Raw genomic sequence first — 14,940 nt, 5'->3', positions numbered from 1 at the left:
GCACCGCTCACCGGCCCCTGCGGCGGGGCGGCTCGTCGGTGCTCCTGGCGGTCGATGGGATCCCGTCCCGCATCCCCTTTCGGGGACGGAGGGGTATCCGCGCGGCCCGTGCCGAGCGGTCACCGTGAAGTGCCCGCGTGCGGAACCGGGGGCCGCGCCCGCATCGGGACGGGTGCCACCTGCTGGGGTGGTGGTCCCTGATGCGCATCGCCCACGCGAAGTCAGCGGGCGCACTGCGCCCACTGCTGCTCCTCAGTGTACCCCACCGACGCGCGGGGGCCGAGACCCTCCGAATGCGGCGCCCGGGATGGTGGACGCTGGGGCCGCGGCCCGGGGTGCCGGGTCTCTGCACGCCCTGGGACCGTGGATGGGCGCCCCGATCCCGGCGGGTTCTCCCCAGGGGCCCCGCCGGAGCGCGGAGGCCCGGCCCGCGCGCCCGAGGTCTGGGGCTGGAATGGGACCCATGAGAGCCAAGATCGCCTCGCGCACCCCGGTCCCGCCGTCACATCCCGCACGCCCGCCGCGCGCGGTCGCGATGCTGGCCGTCTCGCTCCTGCTGCTGGTGGGACTGCCCGGGGATGCTGCGCCGGCAGCCGCGGCTGGGACCGACCGGCCGCGCTGGGAGTGGCCGCTGTCCCCGCGCCCGACCGTGGTCGGGGCGTATCGGCCCCCGGCGCAGCGGTGGCTATCCGGGCACCGCGGGGTGGATCTGGCGGCCGCTCCGGGTCAGGAGGTCCGCTCCCCCGCGGCCGGGACCGTGAGCTTCTCCGGGACGGTCGTGGATCGGGGCGTGATCACGGTGACCACCGCGGATGGGCGCCGGATCAGCATGGAGCCGGTGGCTCAGCAGCTGCCCCGCGGCACGCGCGTCTCGGCCGGGCAGCGGATCGCGGTGCGCGATGAGCAGGCAGTGCACGAGCCGTGCGGGACCTGCCTGCACTGGGGCGTGCGCGAGGGCGAGGAGTACGTCAATCCCCTGCTGTTCGTCGGGGATCTGCGCCCTTCGGTGCTGCTGCCGGTCCCGGAGCACCTGAAGTGACCGGCCGGAGCGCGCGGGCACCGGGCAGGGGCGCGCGACCCCGCGCTGAGATGCGGGTTCTGTGCTGAGATACCGCGTTCGTGCTGAGATGCGCCCCGTCGTGACGCATCTCAGCACGAACCGCGCATCTCAGCACGAAGGCACCATGTGAACTAGTAGGGGGTGCGGGGCTTGAACCCGCGACCCAAGGATTATGAGTCCTCTGCTCTGACCAGCTGAGCTAACCCCCCGCGATCCCTCCCGACGCACCGCGGCGCGCCGGGGGCGGATCGGTGCACCACTGTACCGCAGGCCCGCCCGAAGCACGGGGAGGCCCAGACGTACGGTTCAGCCGGCGACGTCGGGCGCGGTCTCGGGCAGGGGGTGCTCACCGCGGTACAGGGCCTCGAACAGCTCCCAGGTGCGGTGCACATCGTGCTGGCGCACCAGCTCGCGACCGGCCCGGCCCATCGCGGCCCGCTCCTGCGGGGTGGCCTCCAGGACCAGGCGCAGCTTCGCGGCGAGGTCCTCCGGGTCCTGCGGGGTGAACAGGTAGCCGTTGACCCCCTGGCGCACCAGGTGCGGCAGGGCCAGGGCATCGGCTAAGACCACGGGTCGGGAGGCGGACAGCGCCTCCAGGGTCACCAGGGACTGCAGCTCCGCGGTGCCCGGCTGGCAGAACACGGTGGCGCTCAGGTATTCGCGGCGCAGCTGCTCGTCGGAGACGTACCCGAGGAACTCCACGCGATCGGCCACGCCCTCGGCGCGGGCGACCTCGCGCAGGGCCGGCTCCACCTCCCCGGTGCCGGCCAGGCGCAGGCGCGCGTCCAGCTCCTTCGGGAGCCGGGCCAGGGCGCGGATGAGCACGTCCACGTTCTTCTCCACCGCCAGGCGCCCGGTGAACAGGATGGTCGGGTGCGCCGGCTCCTCCACGCGCTCCCCCGGGCGGAGTTCGTAGGCCGCGGAGTCGATGCCGTTGGACACGGGCAGGATCGGCTTGGCGAAGCCGTGCTCGTGCATGGACCGGGCGCCGATCGGCGTCGGGGTGGTGATGACCTCGGCGCGCCCGAGCACGTGCTCCATGTCCTTCCAGGACAGCTTGGCGAAGCCGCGCAGGAACCAGTCGGGGAAGGGCAGGAAGGGATTGAGGTTCTCCGGCATGAAGTGGTTGGTGGCCACCAGCCGGATGCCGCGGCGCTGGGCGGCCCAGGCGAGCATGCGACCGACGATGTAGTGGCATTGGATGTGCACGACGTCGGGCCTCACCTCGTCCAGGATCCGCCCGACCCGGTGCTGCATCTCCCACGGGAAGCACAGCCGGTAGTACGGGTGTGTGGGCGGGTGGTGGCTGCGCAGGCGGTGCTCGGTGATGCCGTCGATGTCGATGGTGTAGGAGGGGCCGGCCCCGGTGCGGGCGGCGACGACGTGGACCTCGTGCCCGCGGTCCCGCATGCCCATGGCCAGGCGGTGGCCGAACTGGGCGGCGCCGTTGATGTCCGGCGGGTAGGTGTCCGCGCCGATCAGGATGCGCAGGGGCTTCTCGGGCATCGGTGGGGCTGCACCTCTCGTCGCGGGGCGTGCGCCGGGCTCGGACGCATCGACGCCCCAGTCTACCCGCGCCCGTCCCGCCCATGAAGCGCCGATGCCTCCCCACCCGGGCGGGTGGGGAGGCATCGGCGGTCGGTTGCGGCGGGGTGCTCAGCGGCGCTTGAGCAGGCGCCCCAGGAAGAGCACGAACGCCCCGAGGGAGACGGCCAGCGCGGACAGCGGGGCCCAGCGCTGCTTGGCGGCCTCCGGGTCCATGGCGTTGTCCGCGAGGCCCTCGGCGACGTCGCGGGCCCGGTTCGGGGCGGCCTTGGCGTCCGCGGTGGTCTTGCCGACCAGGCCGCGGGCGGTGGAGCTGACCCGCTCGGTCTGGCTGGAAAAGTCGTCGCGCAGGGTCTTGAGGTGGTCGCGGCGGGCCTTGGTCCGCTGCTCCACCTGCTCGCGGGTGGGGGTGGGCTCCTCGGGCACCTCGCCGGCATCCTCGCGGCGCTTCTTCTCCTTCTTCTCGGCTTCCTTCTCCTCCTGCTTCTCGCGCAGCTCGCGGCGCACGCGGGAGGAGGTGTAGGCGGAGCCTTCCTTGGCCACGCCGAGGTCGTAGAGCAGGCCGAAGATCGCCGACTCCGGCTTCAGCGGCAGCTGCTTCTTGATCTTGGAGATCCCGACCAGCACGAAGATCGCGAGCAGGATGAGGAAGAGCACGCCGAGCAGCAGGGCGGCCAGCCAGGCCTCCATGACCTTGGCCAGCCCGGCCACGGCAGCCACGAGCAGCACGATGACGGCGAACAGCGCGAAGACGAGGCCGACGGCGACGAAGGCGGCGCCGACGCCCAGCTTGGCGCCCTTCTCCTTCATCTCCATCGTGGCGATCTTCAGCTCGTCCTTGACCTGCTTGGGGCCGAGCCGGGAGGCGACCCTGGAGATGCCCACGACCTGGCGGGCGCCGTTCTTCAGCGACGCGAAACCGCCCCGGTAGGACCGGGGCTCAGCGGTGGTGCGGGTCTCTGGCGCACCGGGTTCGTGAGACATCAGTACTCCCTTGTGACGACGTGATGGTTCAGCTCCCAACGTACCATCACGGATCTGCATCGACGGCCTCGGGGAGGAGCCCCCGGCCGGGGTTCACCCCGCTTTCGTCGCGCCCCATTTCCTCCCGATCACCTGCCGGTTCATGCCTCGGCCCGAGCGATCGCCTCACGGGCCGACTGCGTCCGATAGATGAACCCGCGCATCGGGACAGCCACACCCACCTGCCCGGCCCGGGCCACCACAGTACCGGTCTGATCCTCCAGCTCCGACGGACGCCCAGCCGCAAGATCCCGCTGCATCGACGACGTCGTCCCCGCCGCGAAGCCATCGGCGTACACCGCGAAGACCTCAGCAGCATCCTCCTCGGTGAACTCCACCCCATGGGCCCGAGCCACCGTCGCACCTCCTCGATCGCCTCCCACACCAGGGACCGGGTGCCCTCATCCGCACGGGTCTGCCCCACCGTCAGCCCCGTCACCGCCCCGACCCCGCCGTAGGAGGCGATCAGCGCCAGCTTCTTCCACAGGGCCCGCTGCACATCCGCCACGGGCACCAGCTCCACCGTCTCCTCGGCGTCCTCCGTCGCGATCCGCACCCGGGGAGCATCCGCCCACCCCGTGCGGGCCACCAGGCGCACCCGATGCCCGGCCTGCTGCAGCCGAACCGCGAAGTACAGGCCCATCGCCCCAGCCCCATGGATCATGGATCTCCACGATCCGACTTCTCCCCGTCCGGAATGGGCGAGGTGCGCATCACACCCCCAGGGTAACCCGGACGGGACGCAGAAAAGGCCCCCTCCCCTTCCGGGGAGGAGGCCTCCAGGCTGGCTCCCCCGACTGGACTCGAACCAGTAACCCTTCGATTAACAGTCGAATGCTCTGCCAATTGAGCTACGGGGGACCGTGGCCGCAGCGGCTCGCGCCGCTGGCAACAACACGGTACTCTACCGGCCGCCGCGCGAGCGCGCAAAACCGGCCCGCGGTGACACTGAGCACGCCAGACGTCTGCCCCGAACCGGACGACCCGCCTCAGGTTCCGGCCAGCTGACGGCGTCGGGACTCCAGCTCCAGCAGGTCCCGCTGCACGGCCTGCCACCGCTCCCGGTCCCGGGCGGCGTCCAGCCGGTTCAGCTCCGCGAGCTTATCCGCCTTGCGGGCCACGAGCTCCTGGATGAGCAGCCGGTTGAGGATCCCGGCCGCGTAGCGGGTCAGCTGATCCGGGGTCGCGGCCGGGATCTGCGCGACGGAGAGCTGGGCGATGAGCCCGTGGGCCTCCGGATCCGCATGGGCGCGGATCGCGTTGACCCACGCGGCCCCGGGCGCCCGGCTGGCCTCGCCCGCCGCGGCCAGCACGGCCCGCAGCACCTCGTGGTGCAGGGCGTAGCGTACCCGGGTGCGAGCCAGCACCTCCCACTGGGAATCCGCCACCAGGTCCGGCTGCTGGACCAGAACCTCCAGGGCCTCCCGCTCCATCCGCGCCGCCGGATCCCGCAGATCCGGGACCTCGAAGCGCCGCGTCTCCTCCCGGTGGGCATCCTGCTCCTCCGGCTGGGCGCCGCTCTGCTGCTGTGGAGCGGGCTCACGGGGGGCGCGGGCGGCGGCGTCGACGGCCCGCTCCACCTCCACCGGCTCCATCCCGATCCACCCGGCCACACGCCGCGCGTAGGCCGGGCGCAGGGCAGGATCCCGGATCGTCGCGATCATCGGCACGACGGCGCGCATGGCCCGCACCCGCCCCTCCAGGGTCTCCAGGTCGTAGTCCTCCAGGGTCACCCGGATCGCGAACTCGAACAGGGGCCGCTTGGTCTCCAGCAGGTCCCGCACGGCCCGGTCCCCGCGGGCCAGACGCAGATCGCACGGGTCCATCCCGTCCGGGGCCACGCACACGTAGGTCTGGGCGGTGAAGCGCTGATCCTCCTGGAAGGCGTGCAGCGCGGCCTTCTGCCCGGCCTCGTCGCCGTCGAAGGTGAAGATCACCTCTCCCCCGGAGCCGTCATCGCCCAGCAGGCGCCGCACGATCTTGATGTGCCCCGCGCCGAAGGCCGTGCCGCAGGTGGCCACGGCCGTCTCCACCCCGGCCAGGTGCGCGGCCATCACGTCCGTGTACCCCTCGACGACGACCACCTGCTGTCCCTGGGCGATCTTCCGCTTGGCCAGATCGATACCGTAGAGCACCTGGGACTTCTTGTACAGGGCGGTCTCCGGGGTGTTCAGGTACTTCGGCCCCTGGTCCTCCTCGAACAGCTTCCGCGCCCCGAAGCCGATGGTCTCCCCCGTGATGGTGCGGATGGGCCAGATCAGGCGCCCCCGGAACCGGTCGTACAGTCCCCGCCGACCCTCGGAGAACATGCCCGTGGCCTTCAGCTCCTCCTCGGTGAAGCCGTGGTCCCGCAGGTGCTTGAGCAGGTGGGACCAGCCCTGCGGGGCATAGCCGACGCCGAAGCGCTTCGCCGCGGCGCCGTCGAATCCGCGCCCGCCGAGGAAGCGCTGGGCGGCGGCGGCCTCGCGGGTGTAGAGCTGGCGCTCGAAGAACTCCTGGGCGATCTTGTGCGCGTCCACCAGCCGCTGCCGCCGGCCCTTCTCCTCCCGGTCAGGGCCGCGCCCGTTCTCGTAGTGCAGCTCGTAGCCCACGCGGGCGGCCAGCCGCTCCACGGTCTCGGTGAAGCCGGTGTGGTCCATGGCCATGAGGAAGGCGATGACGTCCCCGGACTCCCCGCAGCCGAAGCAGTGGTAGGTGCCCATCTGCGGGCGGACGTGGAAGGAGGGGGTGCGCTCGTCGTGGAAGGGGCACAGCCCCTTGTAGGAGCCGATGCCGGCGGACTTCAGCGTCACGTAGCCCTCGACGATCTCCCGGATGTCCGTGCGCGAGCGGACCTCGTCGATGTCTTCGCGTCGAATCAAACCAGCCACGGTCGCATCCTAGCCGCCGGGTCCCCGAGTCCCTCCCGAATTCCACAGTCGGCCGAATCGAGGCACATCCCCGCCGGTCTCACCAGAGCGGCTTGTCCCCGATCCGCCAGGACAGCCCGGTGATCCGATCGTGCAGGCGCACCGCGGAGGAATCCGTCAGGGAGGCCACCTGGTCCACGGCCAGGCGCAGCCGGGCGGCGTCGTCGGTCGGGCCCAGCTCCCGCCAGTCCGCGGCGAACACCGGATCCAGGAAGAGCCCGTCGGTCTCCAGCAGGGCCTCCACCAGCACGGTGAGGATCTCCCGCTGGTTCTCATACAGCGGCTCCTGGTCCCGCACGGCCATGACGTAGGCGGTGGCGATGCCCTTCATCACGGCGATCTCGTTCTCCGTCTCCCGCGGCACCCGGATCTGCGCGGCGTAGCGGGTCAGGCGCCCGTCGCCGAACTCGGCGCGGGTCGCCGCCAGCGCCGCTCCGCTGAACCGGCCGATCAGCCGGCTGGTCAGGGCCTTCAGGGCCGCCATCGACGCCCGGGTGCCGATCATGTCCGGCAGCCACTCGGGCAGGGCCTCCAGCCGCCGCAGCGCCGCGTCCAGCTCCTCCGGGTCCCGGTCCGGGGTGTACCAGCGGCGGGTCCACAGGATCACCCGCTCCCGCTCGGCCGGCCGGGACATCCAGCCCAGCTGCACGTGACCGGCGAACACGGCGTCCTCGACGTCGTGCACCGAGTAGGAGATGTCATCGGCCAGGTCCATGACCTGCGCCTCGAGGCACTTGGTCCCCGCCGGGGCGCCCTCGCGCAGCCACGCGAACACCGGCAGGTCATCCTCGTAGACCCCGAATTTGCGGGACCGGGCGCCCTTCTTCACGGGGGCCTCCGCCCGGGTCCAGGGGTACTTGCAGGCGGCGTCCAGGCTGGCGCGGGTCAGGTTCAGTCCGGCCGAGACGCCGTCCGGTCCGATGACCTTGGGTTCCAGGCGGGTGAGCAGACGCAGGGTCTGGGCATTGCCCTCGAAGCCGCCGGCGTCCTCGGCGATCGCGTCCAGCGCCGCCTCCCCGTTGTGCCCGAAGGGCGGGTGCCCGAGGTCGTGGGACAGGCAGGCCGCGTCCACGACGTCGGGGTCGCACCCGATCATCCGGCCCACCTCCCGGCCCACCTGCGCGACTTCGAGGGAGTGGGTCAGCCGGGTGCGCACGAAGTCATCCGAGTTCGGGGAGACCACCTGGGTCTTGAAGCCCAGGCGGCGCAGGGCCGAGGAGTGCAGCACGCGCGCCCGGTCCCGTTCGAAGTCGCTGCGGTACAGACTGCGGTGCTCCTCCGGAACCCACCGCCGGGCGTCGTCGGCGGTGTACCCGGGGGTTTCCGGGCGCACGAGGTGCGGATCAGCCATGCTCACCCTCCGGAGATGTCGAGTTCGGCGTCGGCCAGGCCCAGGCGCTCGGCGTCGCCCAGGATCCGGGAATCCAGCCAGCCGTCAGGAAGGTGGGGCTTCTTCGGGGAGCCGGCCCGGCCCCGCGGACCCTCCACGGCCGCCCCCGGATAGGGCAGGGACAAGTCCAGCTGGTCCAGCAGCTCGCGGAACTGCTCCAGGGTCGCCACCTGCGCCATCTGGGCGCGCAGCTGCCCGCCCACCGGGTAGCCGTGGAAGTACCAGGCCACGTGCTTGCGGATCTCGCGCATCCCGCGCTGCTCGTCCCCGAAGGTCTCCACGAGCAGCTGCGCGTGCCGGTGGATGATGTCCGCGACCTCCGCGACGCCGGGGCGGAAGCGCTCCGGGCTGCCCTCGAAGGCGTTCTGCAGGTCCCCGAACAGCCAGGGGCGGCCCTGGCAGCCGCGCCCGACGACGACGCCGTCCACCCCGGTCTGCTCGACCATCCGGGCCGCGTCCTCGGCGGAGAAGATGTCCCCGTTGCCCAGCACGGGCACGTCCGGGATGGCCTCGCGCAGCTCGGCGATCGCGTCCCAGTCCGCCTGACCGGAGTAGTGCTGGGCCGCGGTGCGCCCGTGCAGGGCGATCGCGGCGACCCCGGCGTCCCGGGCGGTCTTAGCGGCGTCCAGGAAGGTCAGGTGGTCCTCGTCGATGCCCTTGCGCATCTTCACGGTCACCGGGATCTGCGCCCGGGAGGCCTCCCGCACGGCAGTGGTCACGATCGCCTCGAAGAGGTCCCGCTTCCACGGCAGGGCGGAGCCGCCGCCGTTCTTCGTGACCTTGGGGACGGGGCAGCCGAAGTTCAGGTCGATGTGATCAGCCCGATCCTCCTCCGCGACCATCCGCACGGCCTTGCCGACGTTGACGGCGTCCACTCCGTAGATCTGGATGGAGCGGATCTCCTCGTCGTCGTCGTGCTCGATGATGCGCAGGGACTCGGGGCGTCGCTCCACCAGGGCGCGGGCGGTGACCATCTCGGTCACGTACAGTCCGCCGCCGTAGTCCCGGCACAGCCGACGGAAGGCCCGGTTGGTGACCCCGGCCATGGGCGCCAGCACCACGGGCACGTCCACGGTGAGCTGGCCCAGCTGCAACGGGGGCAGGCTGAGCCTCGTCGTGGGGGTGGTCTGGAGGGTCGGAGCTGGTGCGGTCACGTCCGTCATTGTGTCACAGGGTGTTTCGCCCTCCGCAGGAAATCCGCGCCCGCCCCTGGGGCGCTCCGCGACCCCGTGCTTACTGTGGAAGGGATGAGCCCGGCGCCGCGCCGGGCCCCGCACAGAGGACCTCGAGCCGGGGCGCGTCCTGCCCCGGTGCCGAAGGAGGACGCATGCAGCGCTATGAGAACCGTCGAGCCGTGATCACCGGTGCCGCGACCGGCCTGGGGCAGGCCATCGCCCAGCGCCTGGCCGCCGAGGGCGCCCGCCTGGAGCTGGTGGACATCGACCGGGAGGGGCTCACCGGCACCCAGGCCGCCGTGCACGGACAGAGCCCGCAGGCCCAGGTGGGCCTGCACCTGGTGGACGTGGCAGATGAGGCCGCGGTCCAGGAACTGGCCCGGACCCTCGGGGAGGACGGGCCGGTGCACGTGCTGGTGAACAACGCCGGGGTGGATTCGCGCGGCGGCAAGGTGCACGAGTACCCCACCGAGCTGTTCGATCGGATCATCGCGGTGGATCTGAAGGGCACCTTCCTGATGACCAAGCACCTGGTGCCCCTGATGTTCGACGCCGAGGACCCGGCGATCGTGAACATGGCCTCCTTCTCCGGGCTGGCCGCGGACTTCGACCGCTCCGGGTACAACGCAGCCAAGGGCGGCGTCGTGAACTTCACCCGCGCCACCGCCGTGGACTACGGCGAGCAGGGCATCCGCGCCAACGCCGTGTGCCCCGGGACCATCGAGACCCCGCTGATCGACAAGCTGGCCGGCTCCGAGGACGAGGCCGAGGGCCGGAAGTTCCGCGAGGATCAGACGCGGGTGACGCCGCTGCGTCGCCTGGGCGACCCCTCGGAGATCGGCGCGGCCGTGGCATTCCTGGGCTCCTCGGACGCCTCCTTCATCACCGGTCAGACCCTCACCGTGGACGGCGGGGTCATGGCCTACACCTGGCCGCAGGCGATGCTGTAGGTCGTTACCTCACCGGCGGGGGCCGCCGGGGATCTGCTCGAGGCTCGGCAGGTCCGCGGTGGCCTCCCCCCAGGCGCGCTCCAGCGACTCCCGCTCCATCAGGACCCGGGGAAGATCCACCCGCGCCGCACCCGGATCGACGTCGGCCCCCGGCACCCCGGAAGCGGATGAGGCGAGCAGACCCTCCTCCCGCCAGTGCGGCAGGGCACGGGCGGCGTGGCCGGGGATCGTGCCGGCGGCGTTGACGATGCGCCACCAGCACTGCTCCGAGCCCCAGGCGTGCATCGTCCAGCCGACCACCCGCGGCACCTCCCCCACGACGTTCCCGATCAGCCCGTAGGTGGCGGCCCGGCCGCGGGGCACGCATTCCACCGCGCGCAGGATGCGCTCGACCCGCAGGTCATCCATCGTGCCGGACCTACCGGTCCGCGAGCACCAGGGTCTCCTCCTCCACGGAGGCGGAGCCGCGCTGGATCAGGGCGTCGACGAGCTCGACGAGGGTGGTCATGGCGTCGTCCACCTCGATGACGATCGGGTACTGGTTGACCAGCAGCGCGATCAGCTGCACGAGGTCCTCCCCCACCCCGGTCCGATCCGGGTCGTAGCCCAGCAGCACCTCGGTGGCCTCGTCATCGGAGACCTCCCGCCCCGGGGCGTCGGCGTCCAAGGAGCGGTAGCTGATCGCGAAGGCCGCGATCGGCGCCTTGCGACCCTCCCGCTCGGCCTCGAGCACGTCCTCCCGCAGCACGACGGCGCCGAAGGCCTCGGCCTCATCCGAGAGGAACAGCCGGTTGACCCGGCCCAGGGACTGCTCGGCCGGCGGGTCCCACTGGTGCACCCGCACGTAGAAGTCCCACAGGGCGCGGGTCAGCTCCAGCGAGCCGGTGGCCAGGTCCTCCACGGCCTGGGTGGGGCGCCCGGCCTCATCCTCGCGCAGCGGCTGCGGGGGCAGGGCTCCGGGCTCCACGCGGACCATCCGGCTGCGCTGGATCGAGCCGAGGCCGGCCCACTGGGCGAAGGCCGCCCCGGGGCTGCCCGGGACCACCTTGGTGCGCAGGGCGGTGACCCCGCTGGGGGCGGACTCGGCGTGTTCGCGCAGCCGCTCCAGGATCCGCGCGGCCAGGCCGGCGCGCCGGTGATCCGGGGCCACCTCCACGTAGCACCACAGCCGCTGGGAGTGCAGCGAGGTCTCGTAGACGGTGCCGGCCGCCACGGGCACCCCCTGGTGCTCGACGACGACGCTGCGCTGCCACGGCTGGTCCGCGTCCGGGCCCAGCTTGGCGCGGAACACGGAGGCCTGCACGTTCTCCGCGTCCGGCCACAGCTGCATGAGCTCGAGGTCGTCGCCGTCGCGCCAGGGGCGCAGGGTGTACTCGGACATGGTGCTCCTCGCGGTGCGCGGTGGTGGGTGCTACTTGATCAGCCGGCCGGCCAGCCAGGACTTCACCTGGTCCAGTCCGACCCGCTCCTGGGCCATGGTGTCCCGCTCGCGGATGGTCACGGCCTGGTCCTCGAGGGTGTCGAAGTCCACGGTGATGCAGAACGGGGTGCCGATCTCATCCTGGCGGCGGTAGCGGCGCCCGATCGCCCCGGAGGTGTCGTAGTCGACGTTCCAGGCGGTGCGCAGATCCGCGGCGAGCTTCTCCGCGACCGGGGTCAGCTCCGGCTTCTTGGACAGCGGCAGCACCGCGGCCTTGACCGGGGCCAGGCGCGGGTCCAGCTTCAGCACGGTGCGCACGTCCACCCCGCCCTTGGTGTTGGGCGCCTCGTCCTCGGTGTAGGCGTCCACGAGGAAGGCCATCATGGAGCGGGTCAGACCGAAGGAGGGCTCGATGACGTAGGGGACGTAGCGCTGCCCGCTGCCCTGGTCGAAGTACTCCAGGCGGGCGTTGGAGTGGGCGTTGTGCACGCCGAGGTCGTAGTCGGTGCGGTTGGCCACGCCCATCAGCTCGCCCCACTCGCCGCCCTGGAAGCCGAAGCGGTACTCGATGTCGATGGTCCCGGCGGAGTAGTGCGCCCGGTCCTCCTCCGGCACGTCGAACTTCCGCATGTTGGCGGGGTCGATGCCGAGATCCGTGAACCAGTTCCAGCAGTCCTCAACCCACCGGTCGAAGTGCTGCGGGGCGTCGTCGGGGTGGACGAAGTACTCGATCTCCATCTGCTCGAACTCGCGGGTGCGGAAGATGAAGTTGCCGGGGGTGATCTCGTTGCGGAAGGCCTTGCCGATCTGCCCGATGCCGAAGGGCGGGCGCTTGCGGGAGGCGGTGAGCACGTTGTTGAAGTTCACGAAGATGCCCTGGGCGGTCTCCGGGCGCAGGAAGTGCAGGCCCTCCTCGTTGTCCACGGCTCCCAGGTAGGTCTTCATCAGGCCGGAGAACTGCTGCGGCTCGGTCCACTGGCCGCGGGTCCCGCAGTTGGGGCAGGCGATGTCGGCCATCCCGTTCTCGGGGGCGTGGCCCTTCTTCTCCTCGTAGGCCTCGATCAGGTGGTCCTGGCGGGCGCGGTGGTGGCAGGAGCGGCACTCCACCAGCGGGTCGGTGAAGGTCTCCACGTGCCCGGAGGCCTCCCACACGGCCTTGGGCAGGATGATGGAGGAGTCCAGGCCGACCATGTCCGCCCGGGAACGGACGAAGTGCTGCCACCACAGCTGCCGGATGTTCTCCTTCAGCTCCGCACCCAGCGGGCCGTAGTCCCAGGCGGAGCGGGAGCCGCCGTAGATCTCACCGGCCTGGAACACGAATCCGCGGCGCTTGGCCAGCGCGATGACGTTGTCCAGCGTGGACTTGGGTGCCATGAATGGGGTCCTTCCGTGGAAAGCATGGACGCGCCGGGCAGCACGACGCCGCCCGGCGCGGTCGGGCGTCTGCCCACCAGACTACCGGGCGGCGTCGGGCTCGGTAGACTCCGAGGGATGAGCACCGATCCCGAGCCGCTGAGCATCCGCGACGACATGATCCGCCTCGGCCAGGCGATGAAGCTGGCCAACCTGGTGGAGGACGGCCAACAGGCCCGCACCGTGATCACCGAGGGCTACGTCAGCGTCAACGGCCGGACCGTGACCGAGCGGGGACGCCAGCTGCACCCCGGCGACGTCATCGAATTCTCCGGGCGGGCGGTGCGGCTGGAGAAGGAGGCCTGAGCCCTCAGTCCTGATTCCGGTAGCGGATTCTGCCGACGAAGTTGCCGAGACTGCTTCCCAGGGCGGAGCTCAGCTGCTGACGCCGTTCCCCATCGACTCTCGTCCAGGCAGAGCATGCCCAGCACCGATGTCCCGACGGATCGCACATGCGCCTGGATGGAGAGCCGATGGGGATGCGCGATCGGGTGAGCGGCCATCACCCGTTGCCCGTCCGCGCTCCAGCGATACTGCTGGGTCATCAGCTTCGAAGAGCTGGAACGGGGCCGTTTGTGGATGCACAGCTGCTCGGCGTAGCCCATGCTGGCGTGTGCCTCATGCAGGCGCAGGCACAGCTCGTAATCCTCACCCGCCCGTGTGAACGACTCGTCGAATCCGCCTACGGCGGTGAAGGTCTCCGCCCGGGCGCCGAAGCTGCACCCCATCGCCATGGGCAGGCCTGCGAAGCGCAGGGCGACCCCGGCAGGCTCGGTGCGCTCCACCTCACGCAGCACCGCCGACGCCGGGCAGATCCCCTCCATTCCGTCGAAGGCCCGTAGGGACCCCGCGCCGGAGGCGAACTCGTGGCTGCGCAGCACGTCACTCATCAGGCGCACGAAGGCCGGCGTCACGATATCGTCGGCGTCGCAGAACAGCAGAAATCGACCGTGCGCCGCTTCCACCCCGACGTTGCGGGCCACGGCCGGTCCGCGCCCCCGGGAGGCATCCACCCACCGGAACCGCGGATCCGCGGCGGCGAAGGTCTCAGTCACATCCGCGGTCCCATCCGTGGAGCCGTTGTCCGCCACGATCACCTCGTACGGAAGGTCGGAGTCCTGATCCCGCAGGGCGGCCAGCTGGCAGGGCAACTCCGCCTGGGCGTTGTAGGCCGGGATGATGACGGAGACTTCGATGTCGGCGAGGTCCCTCCCCCGATCATCAGCAGTCATCTAAGCGATCCTCTCTATGTCCTCTATGTCGCAGCTCATCTCGCGTCGCTCGGCCCGCGCAACTGGGCACGGCGAGACAGCTCATGCCTCAGCCTCCCGTGCCACGTGGCGCAGGAACTCCCCCACGTGCCCGATCTCCTGCGGGCACACGCTGTGCCCCATCCCCGCGTAGAGCACCTTGGTGACCTCCGCGTGCTCTCGCAGCCAGCCCAGGGTCTCGGCGACCATCGGCTCCGGGATCACCGGGTCCTGCTGATCCCGGCCGTAGAAGACGGGCAGCCGAGGGCGGACCTGCGCCAGGGCGGCGTCGTGAGCGAAGTCCTCCGGCAGGGACGGGACGAAGCCGGACAGGCCGACGAGGGCCCGGGCGATCCCGGGCCGGTGGCGCACCGCGGAGGAGGCCACGGCCATGCCCTGGGAGAAGCCCAGCAGGATGACCCCGGCGTAGGGCTCCCGGTGCTCCTCGATCCAGGCGACCAGGCCCTCGGCCGCCTCGCGCAGCCCCTGCTCGTCCACGCCGATCCGCTCCCCGGGCGTCCCCGTCAGCGGGAACCACTGGAATCCGGGGCCACAGGGCTGCGGGGCGCGCATCGCGGCGTAGGTGAAGCCCTCGCCGGGCAGGGACGGGACCATGCTCATCAGGTCCCGCTCATTCGAGCCGTAGCCGTGCAGCATCAGCACCAGGTGGGTGCCGGCGCGCTCGGCCTCGGGGCGGGAGTACTCCACGACGGGGTCGAAGCTCATGCCCACCATGCTATCCGCCCTCCGCACCCGCAGAACTGGAGATGCGCGGCATCACGGGAGACGTCAGCTCCGGGAATGT

General features: G+C 71.4%; 13 protein-coding genes, 2 tRNA genes and 1 pseudogene. 3 read left to right on the top strand and 13 right to left on the bottom strand.

The genetic code is table 11. From position 1 onward, the window contains the following. Window positions 1-463 precede the first annotated feature (463 nt). Complete coding sequence (locus AC0VXQ_RS03240) at window positions 464-1,039, top strand: M23 family metallopeptidase (RefSeq protein WP_133566207.1); 576 nt, start codon at window positions 464-466, stop codon at window positions 1,037-1,039. Window positions 1,040-1,195: 156 nt separating this feature from the next. Here the strand turns inward: AC0VXQ_RS03240 and AC0VXQ_RS03235 are convergent. The 8 genes and pseudogenes from AC0VXQ_RS03235 to dusB form a co-directional block, all read right to left on the bottom strand. Continuing rightward, window positions 1,196-1,269, bottom strand: a tRNA-Met gene (locus AC0VXQ_RS03235). A gap of 97 nt (window positions 1,270-1,366) precedes the next feature. Continuing rightward, a complete protein-coding gene (locus tag AC0VXQ_RS03230; RefSeq protein ID WP_133566206.1) occupies window positions 1,367-2,566 on the bottom strand; it encodes a glycosyltransferase in 1,200 nt (399 codons plus the stop codon). A 150-nt stretch (window positions 2,567-2,716) separates the two neighbouring features. Next, the gene (locus AC0VXQ_RS03225) at window positions 2,717-3,589 is read right to left on the bottom strand and encodes a phage holin family protein (RefSeq protein WP_058731227.1); all 873 of its coding nucleotides are present in this window, start codon (window positions 3,587-3,589) and stop codon (window positions 2,717-2,719) included. A 140-nt stretch (window positions 3,590-3,729) separates the two neighbouring features. Continuing rightward, window positions 3,730-4,292, bottom strand: a pseudogene (locus AC0VXQ_RS03220) (ketopantoate reductase family protein). A gap of 121 nt (window positions 4,293-4,413) precedes the next feature. Then, window positions 4,414-4,489, bottom strand: a tRNA-Asn gene (locus tag AC0VXQ_RS03215). A gap of 128 nt (window positions 4,490-4,617) precedes the next feature. Further along, window positions 4,618-6,498 (bottom strand): DNA primase, encoded by a 1,881-nt coding sequence (gene dnaG, locus AC0VXQ_RS03210; RefSeq protein ID WP_058730351.1) that lies wholly within the window; start codon window positions 6,496-6,498, stop codon window positions 4,618-4,620. Between the two features lie 79 nt (window positions 6,499-6,577). Beyond that, window positions 6,578-7,888, bottom strand: coding sequence for a deoxyguanosinetriphosphate triphosphohydrolase (locus AC0VXQ_RS03205; protein ID WP_058730350.1), 1,311 nt, complete (start codon window positions 7,886-7,888; stop codon window positions 6,578-6,580). 2 nt (window positions 7,889-7,890) lie between these two features. After that, window positions 7,891-9,090, bottom strand: a complete 1,200-nt coding sequence (gene dusB / locus AC0VXQ_RS03200) for a tRNA dihydrouridine synthase DusB (RefSeq protein WP_055684392.1) — start codon at window positions 9,088-9,090, stop codon at window positions 7,891-7,893. A 164-nt stretch (window positions 9,091-9,254) separates the two neighbouring features. Here dusB and AC0VXQ_RS03195 point away from each other — a divergent pair, with 164 nt between their 5' ends. Continuing rightward, the gene (locus AC0VXQ_RS03195) at window positions 9,255-10,052 is read left to right on the top strand and encodes a glucose 1-dehydrogenase (RefSeq protein WP_055684391.1); all 798 of its coding nucleotides are present in this window, start codon (window positions 9,255-9,257) and stop codon (window positions 10,050-10,052) included. A 9-nt stretch (window positions 10,053-10,061) separates the two neighbouring features. Here AC0VXQ_RS03195 and AC0VXQ_RS03190 read toward each other — a convergent pair whose 3' ends face one another. From AC0VXQ_RS03190 to AC0VXQ_RS03180, 3 genes are read right to left on the bottom strand one after another with little or no spacing between them, the layout of a single operon-like run. Next, entirely contained in the window at window positions 10,062-10,460 is a 399-nt protein-coding gene (locus AC0VXQ_RS03190) for an MGMT family protein (RefSeq protein ID WP_064724924.1), read from the bottom strand. A 10-nt stretch (window positions 10,461-10,470) separates the two neighbouring features. Then, window positions 10,471-11,433: a GNAT family N-acetyltransferase gene (locus tag AC0VXQ_RS03185; RefSeq protein ID WP_055684390.1), complete on the bottom strand. Its 963-nt coding sequence runs from the start codon at window positions 11,431-11,433 to the stop codon at window positions 10,471-10,473. 30 nt (window positions 11,434-11,463) lie between these two features. Next, the gene (locus tag AC0VXQ_RS03180; RefSeq protein WP_055684389.1) at window positions 11,464-12,846 is read right to left on the bottom strand and encodes a glycine--tRNA ligase; all 1,383 of its coding nucleotides are present in this window, start codon (window positions 12,844-12,846) and stop codon (window positions 11,464-11,466) included. Window positions 12,847-12,963: 117 nt separating this feature from the next. Here AC0VXQ_RS03180 and AC0VXQ_RS03175 point away from each other — a divergent pair, with 117 nt between their 5' ends. Continuing rightward, window positions 12,964-13,191, top strand: coding sequence for an RNA-binding S4 domain-containing protein (locus AC0VXQ_RS03175; protein ID WP_081046277.1), 228 nt, complete (start codon window positions 12,964-12,966; stop codon window positions 13,189-13,191). On the opposite strand, the gene AC0VXQ_RS03170 is transcribed toward AC0VXQ_RS03175, so the two are convergent. Together AC0VXQ_RS03170 and AC0VXQ_RS03165 are read right to left on the bottom strand one after the other, a co-directional pair. After that, window positions 13,083-14,117 (bottom strand): glycosyltransferase family 2 protein, encoded by a 1,035-nt coding sequence (locus AC0VXQ_RS03170; protein ID WP_055684388.1) that lies wholly within the window; start codon window positions 14,115-14,117, stop codon window positions 13,083-13,085. The two genes, AC0VXQ_RS03175 and AC0VXQ_RS03170, sit on opposite strands and share 109 nt — an antisense overlap. Window positions 14,118-14,198: 81 nt before the next feature. Continuing rightward, the gene (locus tag AC0VXQ_RS03165) at window positions 14,199-14,861 is read right to left on the bottom strand and encodes an alpha/beta hydrolase (RefSeq protein ID WP_055684446.1); all 663 of its coding nucleotides are present in this window, start codon (window positions 14,859-14,861) and stop codon (window positions 14,199-14,201) included. Between the last annotated feature and the right edge of the window lie 79 nt (window positions 14,862-14,940).

Source organism: Rothia sp. QJM3NY_36 (assembly GCF_056173115.1).
This window is presented reverse-complemented; position numbering and strand designations above follow the sequence as displayed.

What these genes read in the sequence shown, in the direction of transcription:
- AC0VXQ_RS03240 (WP_133566207.1), top strand. Translation starts at nt 464, where the DNA reads ATGAGAGCCAAGATCGCCTCGCGCACCCCGGTCCCGCCGTCACATCCC.
- AC0VXQ_RS03230 (WP_133566206.1), bottom strand. Translation starts at nt 2,566, where the DNA reads ATGCCCGAGAAGCCCCTGCGCATCCTGATCGGCGCGGACACCTACCCG.
- AC0VXQ_RS03225 (WP_058731227.1), bottom strand. Translation starts at nt 3,589, where the DNA reads ATGTCTCACGAACCCGGTGCGCCAGAGACCCGCACCACCGCTGAGCCC.
- AC0VXQ_RS03205 (WP_058730350.1), bottom strand. Translation starts at nt 7,888, where the DNA reads ATGGCTGATCCGCACCTCGTGCGCCCGGAAACCCCCGGGTACACCGCC.
- dusB (WP_055684392.1), bottom strand. Translation starts at nt 9,090, where the DNA reads ATGACGGACGTGACCGCACCAGCTCCGACCCTCCAGACCACCCCCACG.
- AC0VXQ_RS03195 (WP_055684391.1), top strand. Translation starts at nt 9,255, where the DNA reads ATGCAGCGCTATGAGAACCGTCGAGCCGTGATCACCGGTGCCGCGACC.
- AC0VXQ_RS03190 (WP_064724924.1), bottom strand. Translation starts at nt 10,460, where the DNA reads ATGGATGACCTGCGGGTCGAGCGCATCCTGCGCGCGGTGGAATGCGTG.
- AC0VXQ_RS03185 (WP_055684390.1), bottom strand. Translation starts at nt 11,433, where the DNA reads ATGTCCGAGTACACCCTGCGCCCCTGGCGCGACGGCGACGACCTCGAG.
- AC0VXQ_RS03180 (WP_055684389.1), bottom strand. Translation starts at nt 12,846, where the DNA reads ATGGCACCCAAGTCCACGCTGGACAACGTCATCGCGCTGGCCAAGCGC.
- AC0VXQ_RS03175 (WP_081046277.1), top strand. Translation starts at nt 12,964, where the DNA reads ATGAGCACCGATCCCGAGCCGCTGAGCATCCGCGACGACATGATCCGC.
- AC0VXQ_RS03170 (WP_055684388.1), bottom strand. Translation starts at nt 14,117, where the DNA reads ATGACTGCTGATGATCGGGGGAGGGACCTCGCCGACATCGAAGTCTCC.
- AC0VXQ_RS03165 (WP_055684446.1), bottom strand. Translation starts at nt 14,861, where the DNA reads ATGAGCTTCGACCCCGTCGTGGAGTACTCCCGCCCCGAGGCCGAGCGC.